This is a genomic window from Halomonas sp. BDJS001 (assembly GCF_026104355.1).
Classification (GTDB): domain Bacteria; phylum Pseudomonadota; class Gammaproteobacteria; order Pseudomonadales; family Halomonadaceae; genus Vreelandella.
The window spans coordinates 4,815,032-4,830,802 of the sequence record NZ_CP110535.1; the positions used below are offsets into that span (position 1 = coordinate 4,815,032).

At 54.6% G+C, this 15,771-nt stretch carries 16 protein-coding genes; 8 read left to right on the plus strand and 8 right to left on the minus strand.

Annotation, left to right across the window (positions count from 1 at the left end):
• Positions 1-109: 109 nt before the first annotated feature.
• Positions 110-775 carry a TetR/AcrR family transcriptional regulator gene (locus tag OM794_RS22445; protein ID WP_226249140.1) on the minus strand — a complete coding sequence of 222 codons (666 nt, stop codon included), beginning with the start codon at positions 773-775 and terminating at the stop codon, positions 110-112.
• 167 nt (positions 776-942) lie between these two features.
• Between OM794_RS22445 and OM794_RS22450 the strand changes: the two genes are divergently transcribed.
• The 5 genes from OM794_RS22450 to OM794_RS22470 all read left to right on the plus strand — a co-directional run bounded on the left by OM794_RS22450 (position 943) and on the right by OM794_RS22470 (position 6,611).
• A complete protein-coding gene (locus tag OM794_RS22450) occupies positions 943-1,989 on the plus strand; it encodes a DctP family TRAP transporter solute-binding subunit (RefSeq protein ID WP_226249139.1) in 1,047 nt (348 codons plus the stop codon).
• Positions 1,990-2,076: 87 nt separating this feature from the next.
• Entirely contained in the window at positions 2,077-2,574 is a 498-nt protein-coding gene (locus tag OM794_RS22455; protein ID WP_226249138.1) for a TRAP transporter small permease, read from the plus strand.
• Entirely contained in the window at positions 2,571-3,836 is a 1,266-nt protein-coding gene (locus tag OM794_RS22460) for a TRAP transporter large permease (RefSeq protein WP_009286280.1), read from the plus strand. Before OM794_RS22455 ends, OM794_RS22460 begins: the two co-directional genes overlap by 4 nt.
• Positions 3,837-3,864: 28 nt before the next feature.
• The gene (locus OM794_RS22465) at positions 3,865-5,736 is read left to right on the plus strand and encodes a bifunctional sugar phosphate isomerase/epimerase/4-hydroxyphenylpyruvate dioxygenase family protein (protein WP_226249137.1); all 1,872 of its coding nucleotides are present in this window, start codon (positions 3,865-3,867) and stop codon (positions 5,734-5,736) included.
• Positions 5,733-6,611, plus strand: coding sequence for a shikimate dehydrogenase family protein (locus OM794_RS22470; RefSeq protein ID WP_226249135.1), 879 nt, complete (start codon positions 5,733-5,735; stop codon positions 6,609-6,611). Before OM794_RS22465 ends, OM794_RS22470 begins: the two co-directional genes overlap by 4 nt.
• 125 nt (positions 6,612-6,736) lie before the next feature.
• On the opposite strand, the gene OM794_RS22475 is transcribed toward OM794_RS22470, so the two are convergent.
• Positions 6,737-7,531: an SDR family NAD(P)-dependent oxidoreductase gene (locus OM794_RS22475; protein WP_226249134.1), complete on the minus strand. Its 795-nt coding sequence runs from the start codon at positions 7,529-7,531 to the stop codon at positions 6,737-6,739.
• A 107-nt stretch (positions 7,532-7,638) separates the two neighbouring features.
• On the opposite strand from OM794_RS22475, the gene OM794_RS22480 reads away from it, so the two are divergent.
• Entirely contained in the window at positions 7,639-8,352 is a 714-nt protein-coding gene (locus OM794_RS22480; RefSeq protein WP_226249133.1) for a GntR family transcriptional regulator, read from the plus strand.
• Here OM794_RS22480 and OM794_RS22485 read toward each other — a convergent pair.
• The 6 genes from OM794_RS22485 to OM794_RS22510 form a co-directional block, all read right to left on the minus strand.
• Positions 8,342-9,328 (minus strand): C-terminal binding protein, encoded by a 987-nt coding sequence (locus OM794_RS22485; RefSeq protein WP_226249131.1) that lies wholly within the window; start codon positions 9,326-9,328, stop codon positions 8,342-8,344. The genes OM794_RS22480 and OM794_RS22485 overlap by 11 nt on opposite strands.
• On the minus strand, positions 9,325-10,209 hold the full coding sequence (locus OM794_RS22490; RefSeq protein WP_226249130.1) for an isocitrate lyase/PEP mutase family protein: 885 nt from the start codon (positions 10,207-10,209) through the stop codon (positions 9,325-9,327). The genes OM794_RS22485 and OM794_RS22490 overlap by 4 nt, the downstream gene beginning before the upstream one ends.
• 48 nt (positions 10,210-10,257) lie before the next feature.
• Positions 10,258-10,962, minus strand: coding sequence for an SDR family NAD(P)-dependent oxidoreductase (locus OM794_RS22495; RefSeq protein WP_226249129.1), 705 nt, complete (start codon positions 10,960-10,962; stop codon positions 10,258-10,260).
• 14 nt (positions 10,963-10,976) lie between these two features.
• A complete protein-coding gene (dctP, locus tag OM794_RS22500; protein ID WP_226249128.1) occupies positions 10,977-11,990 on the minus strand; it encodes a TRAP transporter substrate-binding protein DctP in 1,014 nt (337 codons plus the stop codon).
• Between the two features lie 68 nt (positions 11,991-12,058).
• Complete coding sequence (locus tag OM794_RS22505) at positions 12,059-13,339, minus strand: TRAP transporter large permease (protein WP_226249126.1); 1,281 nt, start codon at positions 13,337-13,339, stop codon at positions 12,059-12,061.
• A complete protein-coding gene (locus OM794_RS22510; RefSeq protein ID WP_226249125.1) occupies positions 13,336-13,836 on the minus strand; it encodes a TRAP transporter small permease in 501 nt (166 codons plus the stop codon). Before OM794_RS22510 ends, OM794_RS22505 begins: the two co-directional genes overlap by 4 nt.
• Positions 13,837-14,155: 319 nt before the next feature.
• On the opposite strand from OM794_RS22510, the gene OM794_RS22515 reads away from it, so the two are divergent.
• Together OM794_RS22515 and OM794_RS22520 are read left to right on the plus strand one after the other, a co-directional pair.
• On the plus strand, positions 14,156-15,250 hold the full coding sequence (locus OM794_RS22515) for a Bug family tripartite tricarboxylate transporter substrate binding protein (RefSeq protein WP_226249124.1): 1,095 nt from the start codon (positions 14,156-14,158) through the stop codon (positions 15,248-15,250).
• Between the two features lie 54 nt (positions 15,251-15,304).
• On the plus strand, positions 15,305-15,766 hold the full coding sequence (locus tag OM794_RS22520; protein WP_226249122.1) for a tripartite tricarboxylate transporter TctB family protein: 462 nt from the start codon (positions 15,305-15,307) through the stop codon (positions 15,764-15,766).
• Positions 15,767-15,771 lie beyond the last annotated feature (5 nt).

Genomic DNA, 15,771 nt, shown 5'->3' on the forward strand with positions numbered 1-15,771 from the left:
TCGAACTATACGTTAAGTAGGTAGGTGTGAACTCACCAACGTCGCCCTATTTCGAAAGGTATGCTTGTGGATCCACATGAGCGGTCTTTTGCACGCAATTAAGGCGTGACTAGTCAGGGCGCACGTAACGCAGCACCATCTCGGTAACATGCTCCTCTAATTTTTGCTGGTTCTCAGGCGCGGCTTGGTGCCAATCAAAAATCCGCGAAAAAGTATGCTGGTTTGAGACATTGAAAAAAGACAGCGCGCTAATCAGCCAGTGCAGTTCCCGAGGATCCAGGCCTTCGCGAAAACAACCCTCCTCTACACCGCGGCTATAAACGTTGGTGAGCACATCAATCACCCCAGCATTGAGTGATTGAATCAACGCTGACTGCGCCAAAAAGCGGCCATGATGAATATTTTCAATCATGACCAGGCGAATAAAGTCAGGATTTTTGGCGTGATGACAAAAGGTAAACCGCACCAGTCTGCTTAGCGCTTCAAGCGGGGCCAGGTGGTCAAGATCCAGCTCAGCCTCCTGCAGGCGCACTTTCTGGTAGGCGGCCTCCAGAGTGTGCAGGTAGAGCGTCTCTTTATCATTAAAGTAGTAGTAAATCATGCGCTTGGAGGCGCGGGTTTTCTCGGCGATCTCATCGATACGGGCGCCAGAGAGGCCTTTTTCTGAGAATTCCCGGGTAGCCACCGCAAGAATATCGGCGCGCACGGATTCGGGGTCATTTTTACGCCGTCGCCGAGTGGCAGAGGGGCTGGTCTTGGTCGAAGGGGCTGTCATAGAGCGTGCCTTTTATTGTCGTGGTCGTCTTTTGTCTAGTATGCCATAGCTTGACTGAACGTACCATTTCGTACATTGTTGCTCGGGAAAGGATGGAAGAGCCAAGCACGCCAAGACTGAAGGCTTCTCCAGCCCCATGACAACGGCCCGATAAGAGGACAACAACAATGTCTCTACACCCACTGTTTGCACTAAAACAAACGTCCATGAAGCGCACGCTAGCAGCCGCCATCGCCGCTGCCGCGCTAGTGACTGCCGCAAACGCCTCTGCGCAGACGCTCCGCTTCGCCCACGTTGACCCAGATGACTGGACTACTTCGAAAAAAGGCGCGGCGGGACAAGTGTTTAAAAACCTGGTGGAAGCCGAAACGGATCTCACCGTAGAGCTCTATCCCGCGGGCTCGCTAGGGGGAGAAACCGAGCTGATTGAAGGCGCCCAGGATGGCACCATCAGTATTGCAATGGTCTCCGGCGCCTACGCCAATTTTTGCCCAGCGGTTGCTGTGACGGATATACCGTACACCTTTCCGTCCGCGCCAGTAGCATGGCAGGTGATGGACGGCGAGTTTGGTACCGCACTGGCCGAACACTGCTTGCAACAGACGGGCCTACGCACGCTGGCTTACGGCGAAACCGGCTTCCGCCACTTCACCAACTCCGTGCGCCCGATCAACTCGCCTGAGGATATGCAGGGGCTTAAGTTCCGCGTGCAGACTATTCCGCTCTACCTGGAAATGGTCAGTGCTTTAGGTGGAGAGCCTCAGGGCATCGCCTGGGGTGAAGTACCCACAGCCCTTGCCACCGGCGTAGTCGATGGCCAGGAGAACCCCATCTCGGTGATCTACGGCAATAACTTCTATGAGTTTCAGGATTACTTGACCCTGGATCGCCACGTTTACGGTGTCGATCACCTGTTGATTAACGATGAGATATTCCAGTCGCTTAGCGAAGAGGAACAAGCCGCGGTGAAGCGCGCCGCTGTGGTCGCCGGCACTACCGGCCGCGCCATTCAGCAGTTCAATTCGGCAGAGGGGATCACCAAACTGGAAGCAGAGGGTATGGAGATCACCCAGCCCACTGCTGAGCAGATGGAGGCCTTCCGCGAAGCCGCCCAGCCACCGGTTCAGGCGTACCTGACCGAAGAACTTGGCGATGACGCAGAGTGGATCGAGCGCCTTTCTTCCGCTGTGGAAGAGGCTTCCGCACGCTTCTAATCCCCGCCGAACCAAAGCGCTTGCGAGTGGGCCTTCGAAGGTTCACTCGCAACCCTGCGTGCCTGACTATCGATCGAAGGTGCTCTTATGTCTCCTCTTCTCGCCCGGTTACACCGCGGTCTGATCCTGTTCAATGGCAGCTTGGCAGGGCTTGCCATGGTGCTGATTTTTCTGCTGGTCGCAGGCAATGCCTTTGCGCGATACACCTTTGGCGGCTCCATTACCTGGGGAGAAGACACCGCCATCTATTTGATGATTTACGGCCTGATGTTTGGCATGTCCTGGGCATACCTTCAGGACAAGCATATCGGCTTTGACCTTATTCGACGTTTACTGCCGCCGCGCTGGGTGCGCTGGCAGGCCGTGGCCGTTGACCTGGTGGTGCTCGTGGTGGGCATTGGCTTGATGTGGTCAGCCGTTGAATTTATCGCCGCGCGCGGAGGTCGCACCTCGTCAAGTACGGGAATGCCGATGTGGCTGTTTCAAGCCTCCATGCTGATTGGCGGCGGGCTGCTCAGCCTCTCTGCACTGGTAATGGGCGCTCAGCGCTTGAGCCAGCACACCAGTGAGGAGGTCTCCTCATGATTTTTATACTGCTTTTAGCCCTTGTGCTGCTTGGCGTGCCGTTTGCTTTTGCCATCCTCGGTTCGCTGACGGTGCTGATGAGCACCGGCGATTTGCCCTACCACATCCGCATCGTCTCCCAGCAGTTTTTCGGCGGCATGGAGTCTTTCCCACTACTGGCCATACCACTGTTCATTCTAGCCGGCGAGCTGATGAACGAAGCGGGTATCACCCACCGGATTATAAACCTGGCCACCGCTATCGTCGGCCGTCTTAAAGCCGGGCTGGCGCACGTGAATATCTGGGCCTCGGTGATTTTTGCGGGTCTTTCCGGCTCGGCGATTGCCGATACCTCCGCGCTTGGGCGGGTGTTTATACCGTCGATGGAGAAAGAGGGCTACCCCCGGGATTTTGCCGCCGCGCTTACCGCTGCTTCGTCGGTGATTGGCCCGATTATTCCGCCGAGTATTCCGGTGATTATCTACGCACTCACAGTGTCTGGCGTGTCGGTACCGGGGCTGTTTTTGGCCGGTATCGTGCCGGGCTTTTTGCTGGCGCTGGGGCTCTCCATCTACGTCTACTTTTTCGCCGGTGACCTTGGCGCCACCCAGTCAAAACAGCAGTCGCGCCGCCACGCCCTTCTCCACGGCCTGCTGCCCGCGCTGATGCCGGTGTTTGTGGTCGGTGCCATTCTTGCCGGTATCGTCACGCCCACCGAGGCGGCGGCCTTTGCCGTGGTCTATGCGCTGATTCTAGGCGTGGTGCTGTACCGCAATATCAAGCTGGTTAACCTGCCCGGTATCTTCGCCCGGGCCATGCGCGACAGCGCAGTGATTATGGTCATCATGGGGGCCGTTGCGGCCGCCAACTGGGTACTAACCTTCGAGCGAGTGCCCAACATGCTCACCGAGTGGGCGCTGATGAGCATCGATACCCAGTGGACATTCCTGATTGCCGTCATTCTTCTGCTACTGGTGGTGGGGCTGTTTTTGGAAGGCATCGCGGCCATTTTGGTACTGGTACCGATTCTCCACCCCATCGCCATGGCACTGGGTATCGACCCGCTACACTTCGGCATCGTGGTGATCTTCAACCTGATGATGGGGCTGATCACGCCGCCCATGGGTCTCTGCCTATTTGTCGCCGACTCCGTCTCCGGCGTGGGTATGGGGCCGATTATTCGCCGCATTCTGCCGATGCTGGGCGTGCAGTTTTTGATTCTGCTGCTGATTACCTTCGTCCCCGCGCTAGTCACCTTCCTGCCACGCCTGGCGGGTTACTGATGTTACTCAATGCAAGGAGCGTAATGCCATGTACTCATCCATTGCCACGGTTTGCTTAAGCGGCTCGCTGGAAGAGAAGGTAGATGCCATTGCCCAGGCAGGCTTTGAGGGGCTGGAGCTGTTTGAAAATGACCTAACGGCGTTCACCGGTACACCGCGGGAGGCAGGTGAGTTGATTCGCGCCCGCGGCCTTAAGCTGGTCACACTTCAGCCGTTTCGTGATTTTGAAGGCCTGCAGGGCCGCGCACGGGAGCGGGCTTTCGATCGCGCCGAGCATAAGTTTGACCTGATGGAGGAGCTGGGTACGGATCTGCTTATGGCGTGCAGTACCGTCCACCCTGATTCGCTACCGGGATTGAGCCGCGCCGCTGATGACTACTATGAGCTCGGCGAGCGTGCCGCGCGGCGTAACCTGCGCGTGGCCTATGAGGCGCTGGCCTGGGGCCGCCATATTCATGACTACCGCGACAGCTGGGAAGTGGTGCGCCGTGCTGCTCACCCTAATGTCGGCTTGGTATTGGATACCTTTCATATCTTTTCACGCCAGACCGAGCTGGGCACCGTTGGCCGCATTCCGGGGGATCGCATATTTCTGGTGCAGACCGCCGATGCGCCGCGTCTCTCTATGGATCACCTGTCGTGGAGTCGCCACTACCGCTGCTTCCCTGGCCAGGGCGAGCTGCAGATGGATAAATTCATGGCCATGCTGGAGGAGACCCGCTACGACGGCCCGCTCTCCCACGAGATCTTTAACGATGTTTTCCGCATGGGCCACAGCGACCAGACTGCTCGTGACGGGCTGCGCTCCTACAACCTGCTACGCAGCATGCAGGGCGATAGCGGTATCCCCGCGCCGCAGCCAATCGAGTCGGTCGCCTTTCTGGAGATCGCCGTTGAGCCTGCGGATTTAGCGACGCTGCGCGAGCTGCTCAGCGCCCTGGGCATGGCTTGCGTAGGGCGTCACCACACGCTTAATGCCGAACGCTGGGCCGCGGGCGACGTCAACCTGGTGCTCAATGCCGAATCGAGCTTTACCGGCCGTACGCCAGGACGTGATGCCACCGCAGTAACGGCGATTGGTCTGCGCGTGGGCAACGCCTACGAAGCGTTTAAACGTGCAGACAAACTTGGCTACGATATTGTCGAACCTGAAGAAGTGGGCGCCAGCCACCGCATGAGTGCGCTGCGCAATGTGGATGGCAGCCTCTCCTATATTATCGACGACTCGCAGCTAAGTCGTACCTGGGATCGCGAGTTCCCTGTCGATGTACAGCCGGTTCCCCAAGGTTCGCTGGTGGATATCGACCATATCAGCGTGGCGCTCTCCTACCACGACTACCTCTCGCTGATGCTGCAGTACCGCGCTATTTTCCAGCTGGCGCCAACGCCCTCCTTCGATGTCACCGATCCCCGCGGGCTGATCCAGAGCCAAGTGCTGCAGAACGACAACGGCCGCTTTCGCCTTGCACTTAACGCCAGCGCCTCACCGGATACCGCCAGCAACCGTTTTGTACGCCAGTACGGTGGCTCGGGGGTTCATCATGTTGCCCTGCGCACCAACGCCATGCGCGATACCAGCGCAGCACTGCAGCAGGCGGGCACGCCGGTACTGCCGATTCCCGGCAACTACTACCGCGACCTGGCCGCGCGCTTCGACCTTCCGGCGCAAACCCTGCAATGGATGCAAGAACACCACATCCTCTTTGATCAGGACAGCGACGGCGACTTCCATCAGTTGTACACCCAGCCCGGCAGTAAAGCGTTCTTCTTCGAGCTGGTGCAGCGTGAAGGTTACCAAGGGCTGGGTGCGCCGAATGCCTTTGTGCGCGTCACCGCACAACAGCGTTTGGAAGCGGCTATTAGCAGTCGTCATCAAGACAAGGGAGAGAGCCAAGCATGATCAAACTGGGACTGGTAGGCGAGGGTATCGCAAAATCACAATCTCCCGATCTCCATGAGCGCTTGGGGGCATCATTGGGAGTGCCGGTACGCTACGATTTAGTCGATAGCCTGGGGGTGACGGGTTTTGACTTTCCCAGCGCTATTCAAGCACTGCGCAGTGAGGGCTACCGGGGCACCAATGTCACCTTCCCTTTTAAGGAGAAAGCCGCACAGCTGGCCGATATCCGCGGTGAAGGGGTGCGCCGGGTAGGTACCGCCAACACATTGCTGTTCGATGAGAGCGGTCTACGCGCTGAAAACACCGATTACACCGGTTTTATCAGCGCCTACCGCCACTCTTTCGGCGAACAGCCCGCGGGTGAGGTACTGCTGATTGGTGCCGGTGGCGTTGGGCGTGCAGTGGCGTGCGCGCTGGGAGAGCTTGCCGTTAGCCACATCCATATTCTTGAACATGACGCTGCCCGGGCAGAGAGCCTCAGCCGCGACCTTAACGCCATGGGCATCAACGCAGCGCGTATTACCCCAGAGCAGGCGCAGCAGGAACTGCCTCATTGGCAGGGCGTGGTGAACTGCTCCCCCATTGGCCATATCAACCACCCCGGCTGCCCCATCGATACCGCCGGGTTGGGTGCCCAACATTGGGTCTTCGATGCTGTCTACATCCCCGCCCACACCGAGCTGTTAAGCGCCGCACACCAGGCGGGCGCCAAAACACTTTCGGGTGTTGATCTATTTGTGTTCCAGGGCGTGGATGCGTTTCGTTTTTTCACCGCCGATTGCATCACTCCTGAACAGATCGATCCGCATGTGATACCGCTGCGTATGCACTATATCGAGCAGTTAGTCGTACCACAGACTGGCTCCATAACATGAAGTTGTTGCCATGTGATGGCTCTCAACATAAGCGCTGAAATAACGTATATGTTGAGCGACTATAGCTCATTCACACTGATAGTCAGTTGGCAGGAGCTGACTATCAGAAAAGCTGATAAATAGAGCTACTGTATTGACAGAGGGCCAAGGGACTCACCAGGATTACCATTGATTGCGTAGCCACCATCAACCAGCCAATCAGCGCCGGTGATAAAACCAGAACTCGGTTCCGCTAGAAACCTAACGACACGAGCGATTTCCGTCGGATCAGCCCAACGGCCCACTGCACTTCGTTCTGCAAAAAGCGCATAATCCAGCGTGCCTGCCGCCATCTTGCGACGTAGGGGTTCAGTTAGTGTATAGCCGGGCGAAACAGTGTTGACGGTAATACCTCGGCGCCCATACTCTAGCGCTAAGCCGCGCGTTAACCCTCCAATCGCTGATTTAGCTACCGAGTAGGCCGTGCGACGCTGTAGGCCCACGTGCCCGATGACCGAGCCAATATTGATGATTCGCCCACTACCGCGCTGACTCATTCCGGGCAATACAGCCGAAGCCATCAGCGATGCACCGCCAACATGCACATCCAGCATGCGAGGCAGTAAGGCCACATCCTGCTCATGATGATCGGCGATCTTTGGCTGCATAATCCCCGCATTATTAACTAAAATATCGACCCGCTCCTCAGCCTCAACGACCGATGCGATGGAGGCTGCGTCTGTCACATCTAGCACACAGGCACGGCACTCAATTCCAAACGCTCGGAGTTTAACGGCTAACTCCTCGGGGGAGGTTAGGTCGCCCAGCACCATACGCGCGCCACACTGACCTAACTCATAAGCAAGTGCCTCGCCAATGCCACCACCGGCCCCGGTAATGATGGCAACCATATTGTTTAGCTCTTTATCTATAGTATTCATACAAAATGGATCCCACTATGAAGCAAACATCACGCAACTATATTTAGATTTACTGTGTGTGGTACTTTACATACTAGATGCAGTCACCACCACAGTGCGGAATACCTATGGCTCCCAAACCTCTTAAGATTCAGCGCCCTCAGTCCCTGGCAACACTTGTTATGGAACGGATTCGTGATGCTATTGTGTCTGGTGAGTTCACCTTAGGTGAGAAAATCTCAGAAGAATCGCTCGCCGAAACGTTTGGTGTCAGCCGTTCGCCGGTGCGCGATGCATTAAATGCACTGCAATTTACAGGCTTGGTTGAAATACGTCCCAAGCGAGGCAGTTTTGTGTTTAACCCTACGATCATCGACATAGGCCAGCTATGCGAATACCGCGAAATGCTAGAGCGTGAAGCCTGCACCCTTGCCATGCGCGGCGGCGGTGAGACGTTGATTCAAGCTCTTCAAGGGCTGTTCGATGAAATGGCCATCGCTCATAAAAACGCTGACACCCGACGCTATGCCGCGCTAGATACCGCTTTTCACAAAGCCTTCTTCCAACACTGTTCCAACGCATTGGTACAGGACGCCTATACGCTGGTCGAAGCACGGCTAGCAACAATCCGCACCGTACTGACAGCAGCCAGGGAAGAGCGCCGTGAGGCCAGCTTTACTGAACATGGCGACATCATCGAGGCGCTAAAACAACAGGATATGGCTAGGTTTGAGAGAGTGCTGAAAACGCATGTTCACCGCACTCAACTCGTTGCCGTCGAACGCTTATCCGAAACGAATCATGATGCCTCTGCGCCGGCTCGATCCTCCGTCAGGCTTTAGCGCGAAGAATATCGCGGACGGAGGGATTAGCGAGATAAGTCGGCTCACGTCCCTGCAATACGTCGACGATATTCTGCGCAGTCTTCGAGCGAATCTCGAGCTCGCTGCCTTCCGAATACCAAGCGCAATGCGGGCTAGTAATAACATTGGGCAGCGATAATAGCGGGTGATCAGCACCAATCGGTTCGACTTCAAACACATCGAGCCCTGCACCTGCAATTTGGCCACCTTTCAGTGCACGCACCAGCGCACCCTCGTCAACCACTGGGCCGCGGGCGGTATTCAGTATTAGTGCCGTGGGCTTCATCGCCGCAAACTGTGCATCTGAAATCATGTGCCGGGTTTCATCCGTTAGCGGAACATGTACTGACAAGATATCGCATTCAACGATTAGCTTGTCGTAGTCCACCAGCTCAACACCGGCGGCCTTGGCGACAGCGGCATCGGTGTATGGGTCATGCGCAATAATACGCAGCCCAAAATTCGCCATTTTGTGAGCCATACGCTGGGCAATTTGGCCGAAGCTAAGAAATCCCAATGTTTGCCCACGTAACCGCGATAGTGGTTTGGCAACGGTGTAGTCCCATGTACCTGCTCTCAAGGCGCGATCATAGGTAGCAATGCCTCTTTTCAGCGCCATCATAAGTGCAATGGCATGATCCGATACTTCTTCCAATGAGCCGTCGGGTACATTGGCAACATAAATGCCAGATTCGGTCGCACGAGGTACATCAATAGTGTTCAGCCCAATACCGTAACGCGAGATAACCTGACAACGCTCTAACTTGTCGATCACCCCAGCAGACAGTTGGCAATACTGATTAATGATGGCATCCGCATCAGCACAGGCAGCGATGGCCTCGGCTTCTGTCTTGCACTGAGCTTCAATTAACTGGAAGCCAGCCGCTTCAATGACCGCTCGCTCAGGCGCTAAATCGGGAAATTCAAAATCGGTAACAACAATCTTGGGGGTCATGAACGCGCTCCATATTGGTCATCAAAAGCGTTGAAGAAGTCTTGGTTCACGATCTCGGTGAACTGACTGTAATTATGCTGATCACCGACATTTGCTGGGGTACCATCCTCGCGCAGGCGAACCAGCGCGTTTTCCATGGCCTTGCTCGCCGTAAACAGCAGGGTGACTGCATAGAAAACGACCGAGAAACCCATCTCCTGCAGTACCGCCTGGTTCAGCTTGACCGTTTCGTTGCCATCCACGATCGACACTACCTTAGGCCCTTCGACAGATTTAGCGACGGCCTCAATTTCAGCGATGGTTTTAATGCCATCGACAAACACCAGGTCGACCCCAGCATCCTGATACATTTTCGCCCGGCGAATCGCTTCCTCGGATCCTGCGGCAGGCATCGCATCAGTGCGACCAATGATCAGCATATCTTGGCTACCACGTGCGGCGATGGCGCCTTTTAAACGTCGTACATTGGCATCGGCATCGATCAAGCGTACACCCGCTCGCTGGCCACAGCGTTTAGGCGCCTCTTGATCCTCCAAATGGATCGCGGCGACCCCGGCTTGCAGATATTCCTGCACGGTGCGGTAAATGTTGTTTGGCCCGCCATAGCCGGTATCGGCATCGGCGATGATAGGGATATTGACAGCGCGCACCATATTACGAGCGTGCTCGGTCATCTCAGTCTGGGATAAAAGCCCAATATCGGGCATCCCCAAACGACTGGCAGTGGCACCAAAGCCCGTCATATAAATAGCGGGGAAGCCTGCTCGTTCGACCAAGCGCGCCGATAGAGAGTCTGGTGCACCAGGAGCAGCGATAATATCGCCCCTGGCAATCATTGATTTAAGCAGCGATGCCCGAGTGATCGGTGTTTTTTCCGTCATTGGGATACCTTTTTTTTCGTAAAGGGCTTTTGTGGCAGCGTGTCAGTGTTAGCGCCGCCCTCCGGCAATGCGCAGCACCTCGCCGGTGGTATATGGGGCATCCAGCAATAACCATTCAGCGGCAGTGGCCACCTCGTCGGCACTGCCAGAACGCCCCAAGGGTATTGACTCAGCACTCGCGGCACCGCCTGGAGCCCCTGTTTGCATAGCCGTCTGAATAATGCCGGGCGCTAATGCATTGACACGGATGTCGGGGGCTAAGTCGCGTGACATGGCACGGGTCAGTGCCAACAGCGCGCCTTTGGAAGCACCATAAGCTGCAAAGCCAGGCGCACCACCGTTCTCACCAGCGATGGAGGCCATATTGACGATTGCACCGGTAGCGCCCTCATCCCGCGCCTTTAGAAAGGCCTTTGTCACCAGCATCGGCCCCGTCACATTGATGCGCAGCAAGCGATCAATTTCACTCGCCTCCAGACCAGCCCAGTCGCGCTTTTGGCCCAAAATGCCGGCATTATTGACGAGGTGCGTTGGACGCCAAGTGACGAGATCCGCCTCAGCAATGGAGGCTGCATCGGCAATATCGACGACCTCTCCACGTGCCGCAGCGCCTAGCTCGATACAAGCCTTTTCCAAGGCATCGGCCGATACATCCCAGAGCAGCACCCTTGCCCCTCGTTCAACAAGGCGCGTTGCAATAGCACGACCAATACCAGCGGCAGCTCCTGTAATGAGTACAGTGGGTTGAACCATCATCTTCTCCTGCATCAGTTACCTGACCGAATCGTATTCAGCTGCTCCATTAACTGGTCAACATTGTCACCGCCTAAACTGTCACGGCTGGTCTGATAAACTGACCGCACGCTATCGCGTAGTTCGGCCATCGCCTCATCACTGAGTTTGGTAAACGACATGCCTTCTGATTCCAGCGCAGCACGTGCTTCATCCACGGCTTCTCGTGCGCGTTGAACCTGTGGCTCACGGGCTGAGACGGCACAGTCGCGCATCAATGCTTGCTCAGCCTCATTTAGCTCATTCCATTTGCGTTCTGAGATCAGCACCGGCAAGGGCGAGTAGGCATGCTGGGTCAACGTGACATAGTCCTGAACCTCATAAAAACGCTGCGACTGAATCAATGGCAATGGATTTTCCATACCATCGACTGCCCCGGTTTCCAGCGCGGTAAACACTTCACCGAAAGACATCGGCACAGGGTTGGCACCCAACGCACGGAAAGTAGCCAGATAGATCGGGTTTTGAATCACGCGGATATTCAAGCCATCAAAATCTGCGACGCTCTCAATGGGATGAACTGAATTGGTGGCATGGCGGAAACCATTTTCCCAAATGGATAACATCACCAACTGGTGCCCGGCCATTTTCTCCGCCAAATCATCGGCGTAGGAACCGGTCATGACTTGATCAACCTCGTCAAAATTATCAAATAGGAAAGGTAAGCTGAAAACACCCATTGCTGGCTCAATACCGGCCAACGCATCAGCCCCTGCGACCACCATGTCAATAGAGCCTGAGCGCACTGACTGCGTCGCCTGGGCATCATCCCCCAACTGGCCTGAATAGAAGGCGCGTAGCTTCATCTGCCCACCCGAGCCTTCTTGCAAACAAGAGGACATCGCATCGATGCCGGTAGACACCGGGTGGTCTTGCGCCGCGCCGTTCGATACACGGAAGGTATGACTACCAAAATCTTGAGCCATGGCAGGCGTTAGCGCTGTAATGCCTACCAGCGCAGAGGAGGCTAAAAAAGTTAGCTTTTTCATAACAATTTTTCCTTATTAATTGTTTTTACTAGGTATTTACTTACCACTTCTAGGTTGCGTTGACGGTGTCAGCGAGACAACCACTCTAGCGGCCAGAGCACGATTTGCGGAAAAGCAACCAGCAGTGCCAACACCGTTACTTGTGCGGCCAAGAAAGGCGCGGCCCCCCTCGCCACGTGGTGCAGCGGCACGCCAGAGACACCCGATGCAACGCTCAGTACGATCCCCACGGGAGGTGTCACTAGCCCTATGGCGGTGTTGACCACAAAAATAACGCCGAAGTAAACCGGATTGATTCCCGCCTCAACGACAACGGGTAGCAACACCGGTGCCAAAATAAGAATTGTTGGGCCCATATCCAACATGGTGCCGACGAGAAGTACTACGACCATGATCACGACTAATAGAAGGCGCGGCGATTCCACCAGGGGACCCACCAAATCCAGCACAAGGCCTGACAAATCAGCGATGGTGATAAACCAGGCGGTTGCCAGCGCAGCGGCGGCCAACAGCATCACTACAGCGGTGGTGAGCGCCGCATTACGGAAGACCTCAAATAGCTGGCTAACTTTTAACTCACGGTGGATAACCATGCCGACAAAGACGGCATAAACAGCAGCAATAACAGCCGCCTCGGTAGGGGTGACAATGCCAAACCGAATGCCACCCAGGATGATGACAGGCATGCCAAGTGACCAAATAGCTCGGCGAGTCTCTCGCAGGCGCACTCCCCAGCCCTGTCGCGGCAACGGCTCAACATTGTCGCGTCGCGCCACAATGAGCCAAGCCACCATCGCGCCTAGCCCCATCATGATGCCCGGAACAATCCCCGCGAGAAAAAGCTGAGTAATCGACAGGTTGGTTACAACCGCAAAGATAATGTAGGCAATAGAGGGGGGAATAATCGGTGCTATAACGCCGCCCGCCGACAAAAGCCCGACGGAGCGTGCCTCGTGGTGCCCTGACGCGCGCATCATAGGCAACATGATGGCGATTAAAGCAGCCGTATCGGCGGCGGCAGAGCCTGACAATGAGGCCAAAATAATGGCCGCAAAGATGGCCACGATCCCTAAGCCACCACGCAAATGACCAACAAAGGCAATTGCAAAGGCGATGATCCGCTTAGACATACCGCCCGCGTTCATCAGCTCACCCGCCAATAAGAAGAACGGAATGGCTAACAGCGAAAAGTTGTTGGCTCCCAGCACCAACTGCTGTGAAATAATTTGCGGATCAAATAGATCAAGCGCCCACCCCATCATTGCCGCACATATCAGCAGTGCGAAGGCGACAGGAACGCCCAGTGCAAGCGTAGCTGCCAAGGTTCCAACAAAAATCCCCAGAATCATGACGCTACCTCGCCAGCACGTGGCAAGTGGGTCAAGCGACCACTCGCATAGCCCACCATGCGAAGAGCAGCGATTAACCCGATAACCCCGGACATCGGAATTACCGCACCAAACACCCAGATCATGGGTAGACGCGTCACAGGGGCAATATTCGTAGCATTGATATTGAATTGCTGTATCGACCCCGTCATGAGTAGCGCGCAAACCGCCACAATCAGCCCATTGGCCAATGCCAGCATCGCTCTTCGCAGCGGCACCGGTGCCAGCATAATCGCCAGATCAAAACCGATATGCATATTGCGATGCATGGCGGCAACAGCCCCTAAAAAGATCAGCCAGACAAAGAAGAAGCGCGAGAGCTCATCGGAGACATCAATGCCAGACCCAAAACCGTAGCGCAGCACCACATTTAGAAACACCATTGCCGTCATACCGGCGAGCAACGCCACGAGCGCGACATCGACTGCGCGGAAAATCAGATCGACTGCTTTGGACATAGCTCCTCCAAATCCAAGAACAGGTGCCTGAAGCACACTGTCATTTTGTTTTTGTAAAATGTTACATACAACATACAACAATAGAGACAGACACCGTCAAGAAAAATTTTTACTAGCGCTGAAAAACTTAGCCAGGCGATAGCAATACTGACGCTCGCGCCTATTCGGCTTGATGGGGAAGTAGGGAGGCTGGTTGTTGGCGTGGGGAGAGCGCTGTGCTGCACGTAAAGCGCAATGCAGTACAACGAAATCTATCAATGACCGCAAACATGAAATTAAAAATTTATAAAAAACAATATTTTATGCAGAGCATATACTTTTGAATAAGGCAGAAAACAGCCATAAAAGCTTGACGCGCGTCGCCTTTTGCACTGAAGTGTTGCGTGTTACATACAACAAAATATCGATAACAACGTGGGAGCATGTGATGACTCGTTTCAAGAAAAGCCGCCTATGCCAAGTACTCAGTTTTGCCTCCTTGATGGTTCTTGCATCATCACCACTGCAAGCCGATAGTTGGCCGGATAAGCCAATCAACCTAATTGTTCCCTGGGGAGCAGGCGGCGGTACGGACGCCACGGCACGTATGATTGCCGTATTGCTAAAAGAAAATCTGGGCGTACCGGTTCCCGTCATTAACCGCACGGGCGGCTCTGGGGTTGTGGGCCACTCAGCGATTGCCAATGCTGAAGCCGATGGCTATACCATCGGGGTCGCCACGCTAGAGATCGGCGGCATGCATTATCAAGGCCTGACTGAACTCACTTATCAAGACTTTTCACCTATTGGGCTTTATAACGCTGACCCTGCTGCCATTTTTGTCTCATCCAGAAGTGCCTATGAAAACATCGAAGACTTATTAAGCACTATTCGCTCATCCAGCCATCGCGAATTGAAAGCCAGTGGCTCCGCACAAGGGGGCGTCAATCATATTGCGGCTGCAGGGATGCTGTTAGCTTCGGATATACCTGCTGATAAGGTTGCCTGGGTTCCGTCTGAGGGTGCTGCACCGGGTCTCCAAGATCTCGCAGCAGGAGGCATTGACTTTGCTGCCGCTTCAATGCCAGAGGCACGTGCACTGATGGACGCAGGGCTCATCAAGCCGCTCGTGTTACTTAATACCGAAAGATCTCCGGCATCACCTGACCTGCCTACGTTTGAAGAAGCCACAGGGCTGGATTGGTCTTTTGGCTCTTGGCGCGGTTTAGTGGCACCCGCCGGGGTCGACGAGGCGATCATTGAAAAACTGCAAGAAAGTATGAGCGCCGTGGTAAGCGACCCGACTTATCTGGAGTTTATGGAAAATCGCGGCTATGAAACCTTATGGCTGGAAGGCGATGACTTCGTAGGTTTTATGGAAGCCTCTGACCAAAACATAGGCAATACATTAAAATCCTTGGGCATTATAGAATAACACGAAGGGTACATTAAATTTAATGTACCCTTTTTAATCTTGGGTAATCATCGTATGAAATTCAATGATGCAATACTGGGAACAGCATTTATTCTTTTTGGCTTGTTAATCATTTATCATGCTAACACGTTCCCCGAGATGCCAGGCCAAATGGTAGGCCCTTCTACGTTCCCGACTTTAATTGGTAGTGGCTTTCTTCTTGGAGGTATTTTAATTGCTATTCGACATTTCAGATCGAGTAAAAAAACGCCCTTATTAAAAATCAATGAAGGATGGTTTAAAAAAGCACGCATACTAAGCTTCTCAGTCGTCATCGTGGGTAGCATGTTATTCGCTCTTTGGATTGAAACTATTGGTTTTGTATTAGGGGGAATCATACTGGTCATCGCATTACTATGGTTAGAAGGGCATCGTAAGCCATTCATCCTTGGGGTTTCTGCGGCTTTTGTGATGCTGGTTTATTATCTGCTATCGCATCAACTTCATGTTCCTCTTCCCCCGGGATCATTTATTTAGAGAAT

What these genes read in the sequence shown, in the direction of transcription:
- OM794_RS22485 (WP_226249131.1), bottom strand. Translation starts at nt 9,328, where the DNA reads ATGACCCCCAAGATTGTTGTTACCGATTTTGAATTTCCCGATTTAGCG.
- OM794_RS22495 (WP_226249129.1), bottom strand. Translation starts at nt 10,962, where the DNA reads ATGGTTCAACCCACTGTACTCATTACAGGAGCTGCCGCTGGTATTGGT.
- OM794_RS22480 (WP_226249133.1), top strand. Translation starts at nt 7,639, where the DNA reads ATGGCTCCCAAACCTCTTAAGATTCAGCGCCCTCAGTCCCTGGCAACA.
- OM794_RS22520 (WP_226249122.1), top strand. Translation starts at nt 15,305, where the DNA reads ATGAAATTCAATGATGCAATACTGGGAACAGCATTTATTCTTTTTGGC.
- OM794_RS22470 (WP_226249135.1), top strand. Translation starts at nt 5,733, where the DNA reads ATGATCAAACTGGGACTGGTAGGCGAGGGTATCGCAAAATCACAATCT.
- OM794_RS22460 (WP_009286280.1), top strand. Translation starts at nt 2,571, where the DNA reads ATGATTTTTATACTGCTTTTAGCCCTTGTGCTGCTTGGCGTGCCGTTT.
- OM794_RS22505 (WP_226249126.1), bottom strand. Translation starts at nt 13,339, where the DNA reads ATGATTCTGGGGATTTTTGTTGGAACCTTGGCAGCTACGCTTGCACTG.
- OM794_RS22465 (WP_226249137.1), top strand. Translation starts at nt 3,865, where the DNA reads ATGTACTCATCCATTGCCACGGTTTGCTTAAGCGGCTCGCTGGAAGAG.
- OM794_RS22490 (WP_226249130.1), bottom strand. Translation starts at nt 10,209, where the DNA reads ATGACGGAAAAAACACCGATCACTCGGGCATCGCTGCTTAAATCAATG.
- OM794_RS22450 (WP_226249139.1), top strand. Translation starts at nt 943, where the DNA reads ATGTCTCTACACCCACTGTTTGCACTAAAACAAACGTCCATGAAGCGC.
- OM794_RS22510 (WP_226249125.1), bottom strand. Translation starts at nt 13,836, where the DNA reads ATGTCCAAAGCAGTCGATCTGATTTTCCGCGCAGTCGATGTCGCGCTC.
- OM794_RS22455 (WP_226249138.1), top strand. Translation starts at nt 2,077, where the DNA reads ATGTCTCCTCTTCTCGCCCGGTTACACCGCGGTCTGATCCTGTTCAAT.
- dctP (WP_226249128.1), bottom strand. Translation starts at nt 11,990, where the DNA reads ATGAAAAAGCTAACTTTTTTAGCCTCCTCTGCGCTGGTAGGCATTACA.
- OM794_RS22445 (WP_226249140.1), bottom strand. Translation starts at nt 775, where the DNA reads ATGACAGCCCCTTCGACCAAGACCAGCCCCTCTGCCACTCGGCGACGG.
- OM794_RS22475 (WP_226249134.1), bottom strand. Translation starts at nt 7,531, where the DNA reads ATGAATACTATAGATAAAGAGCTAAACAATATGGTTGCCATCATTACC.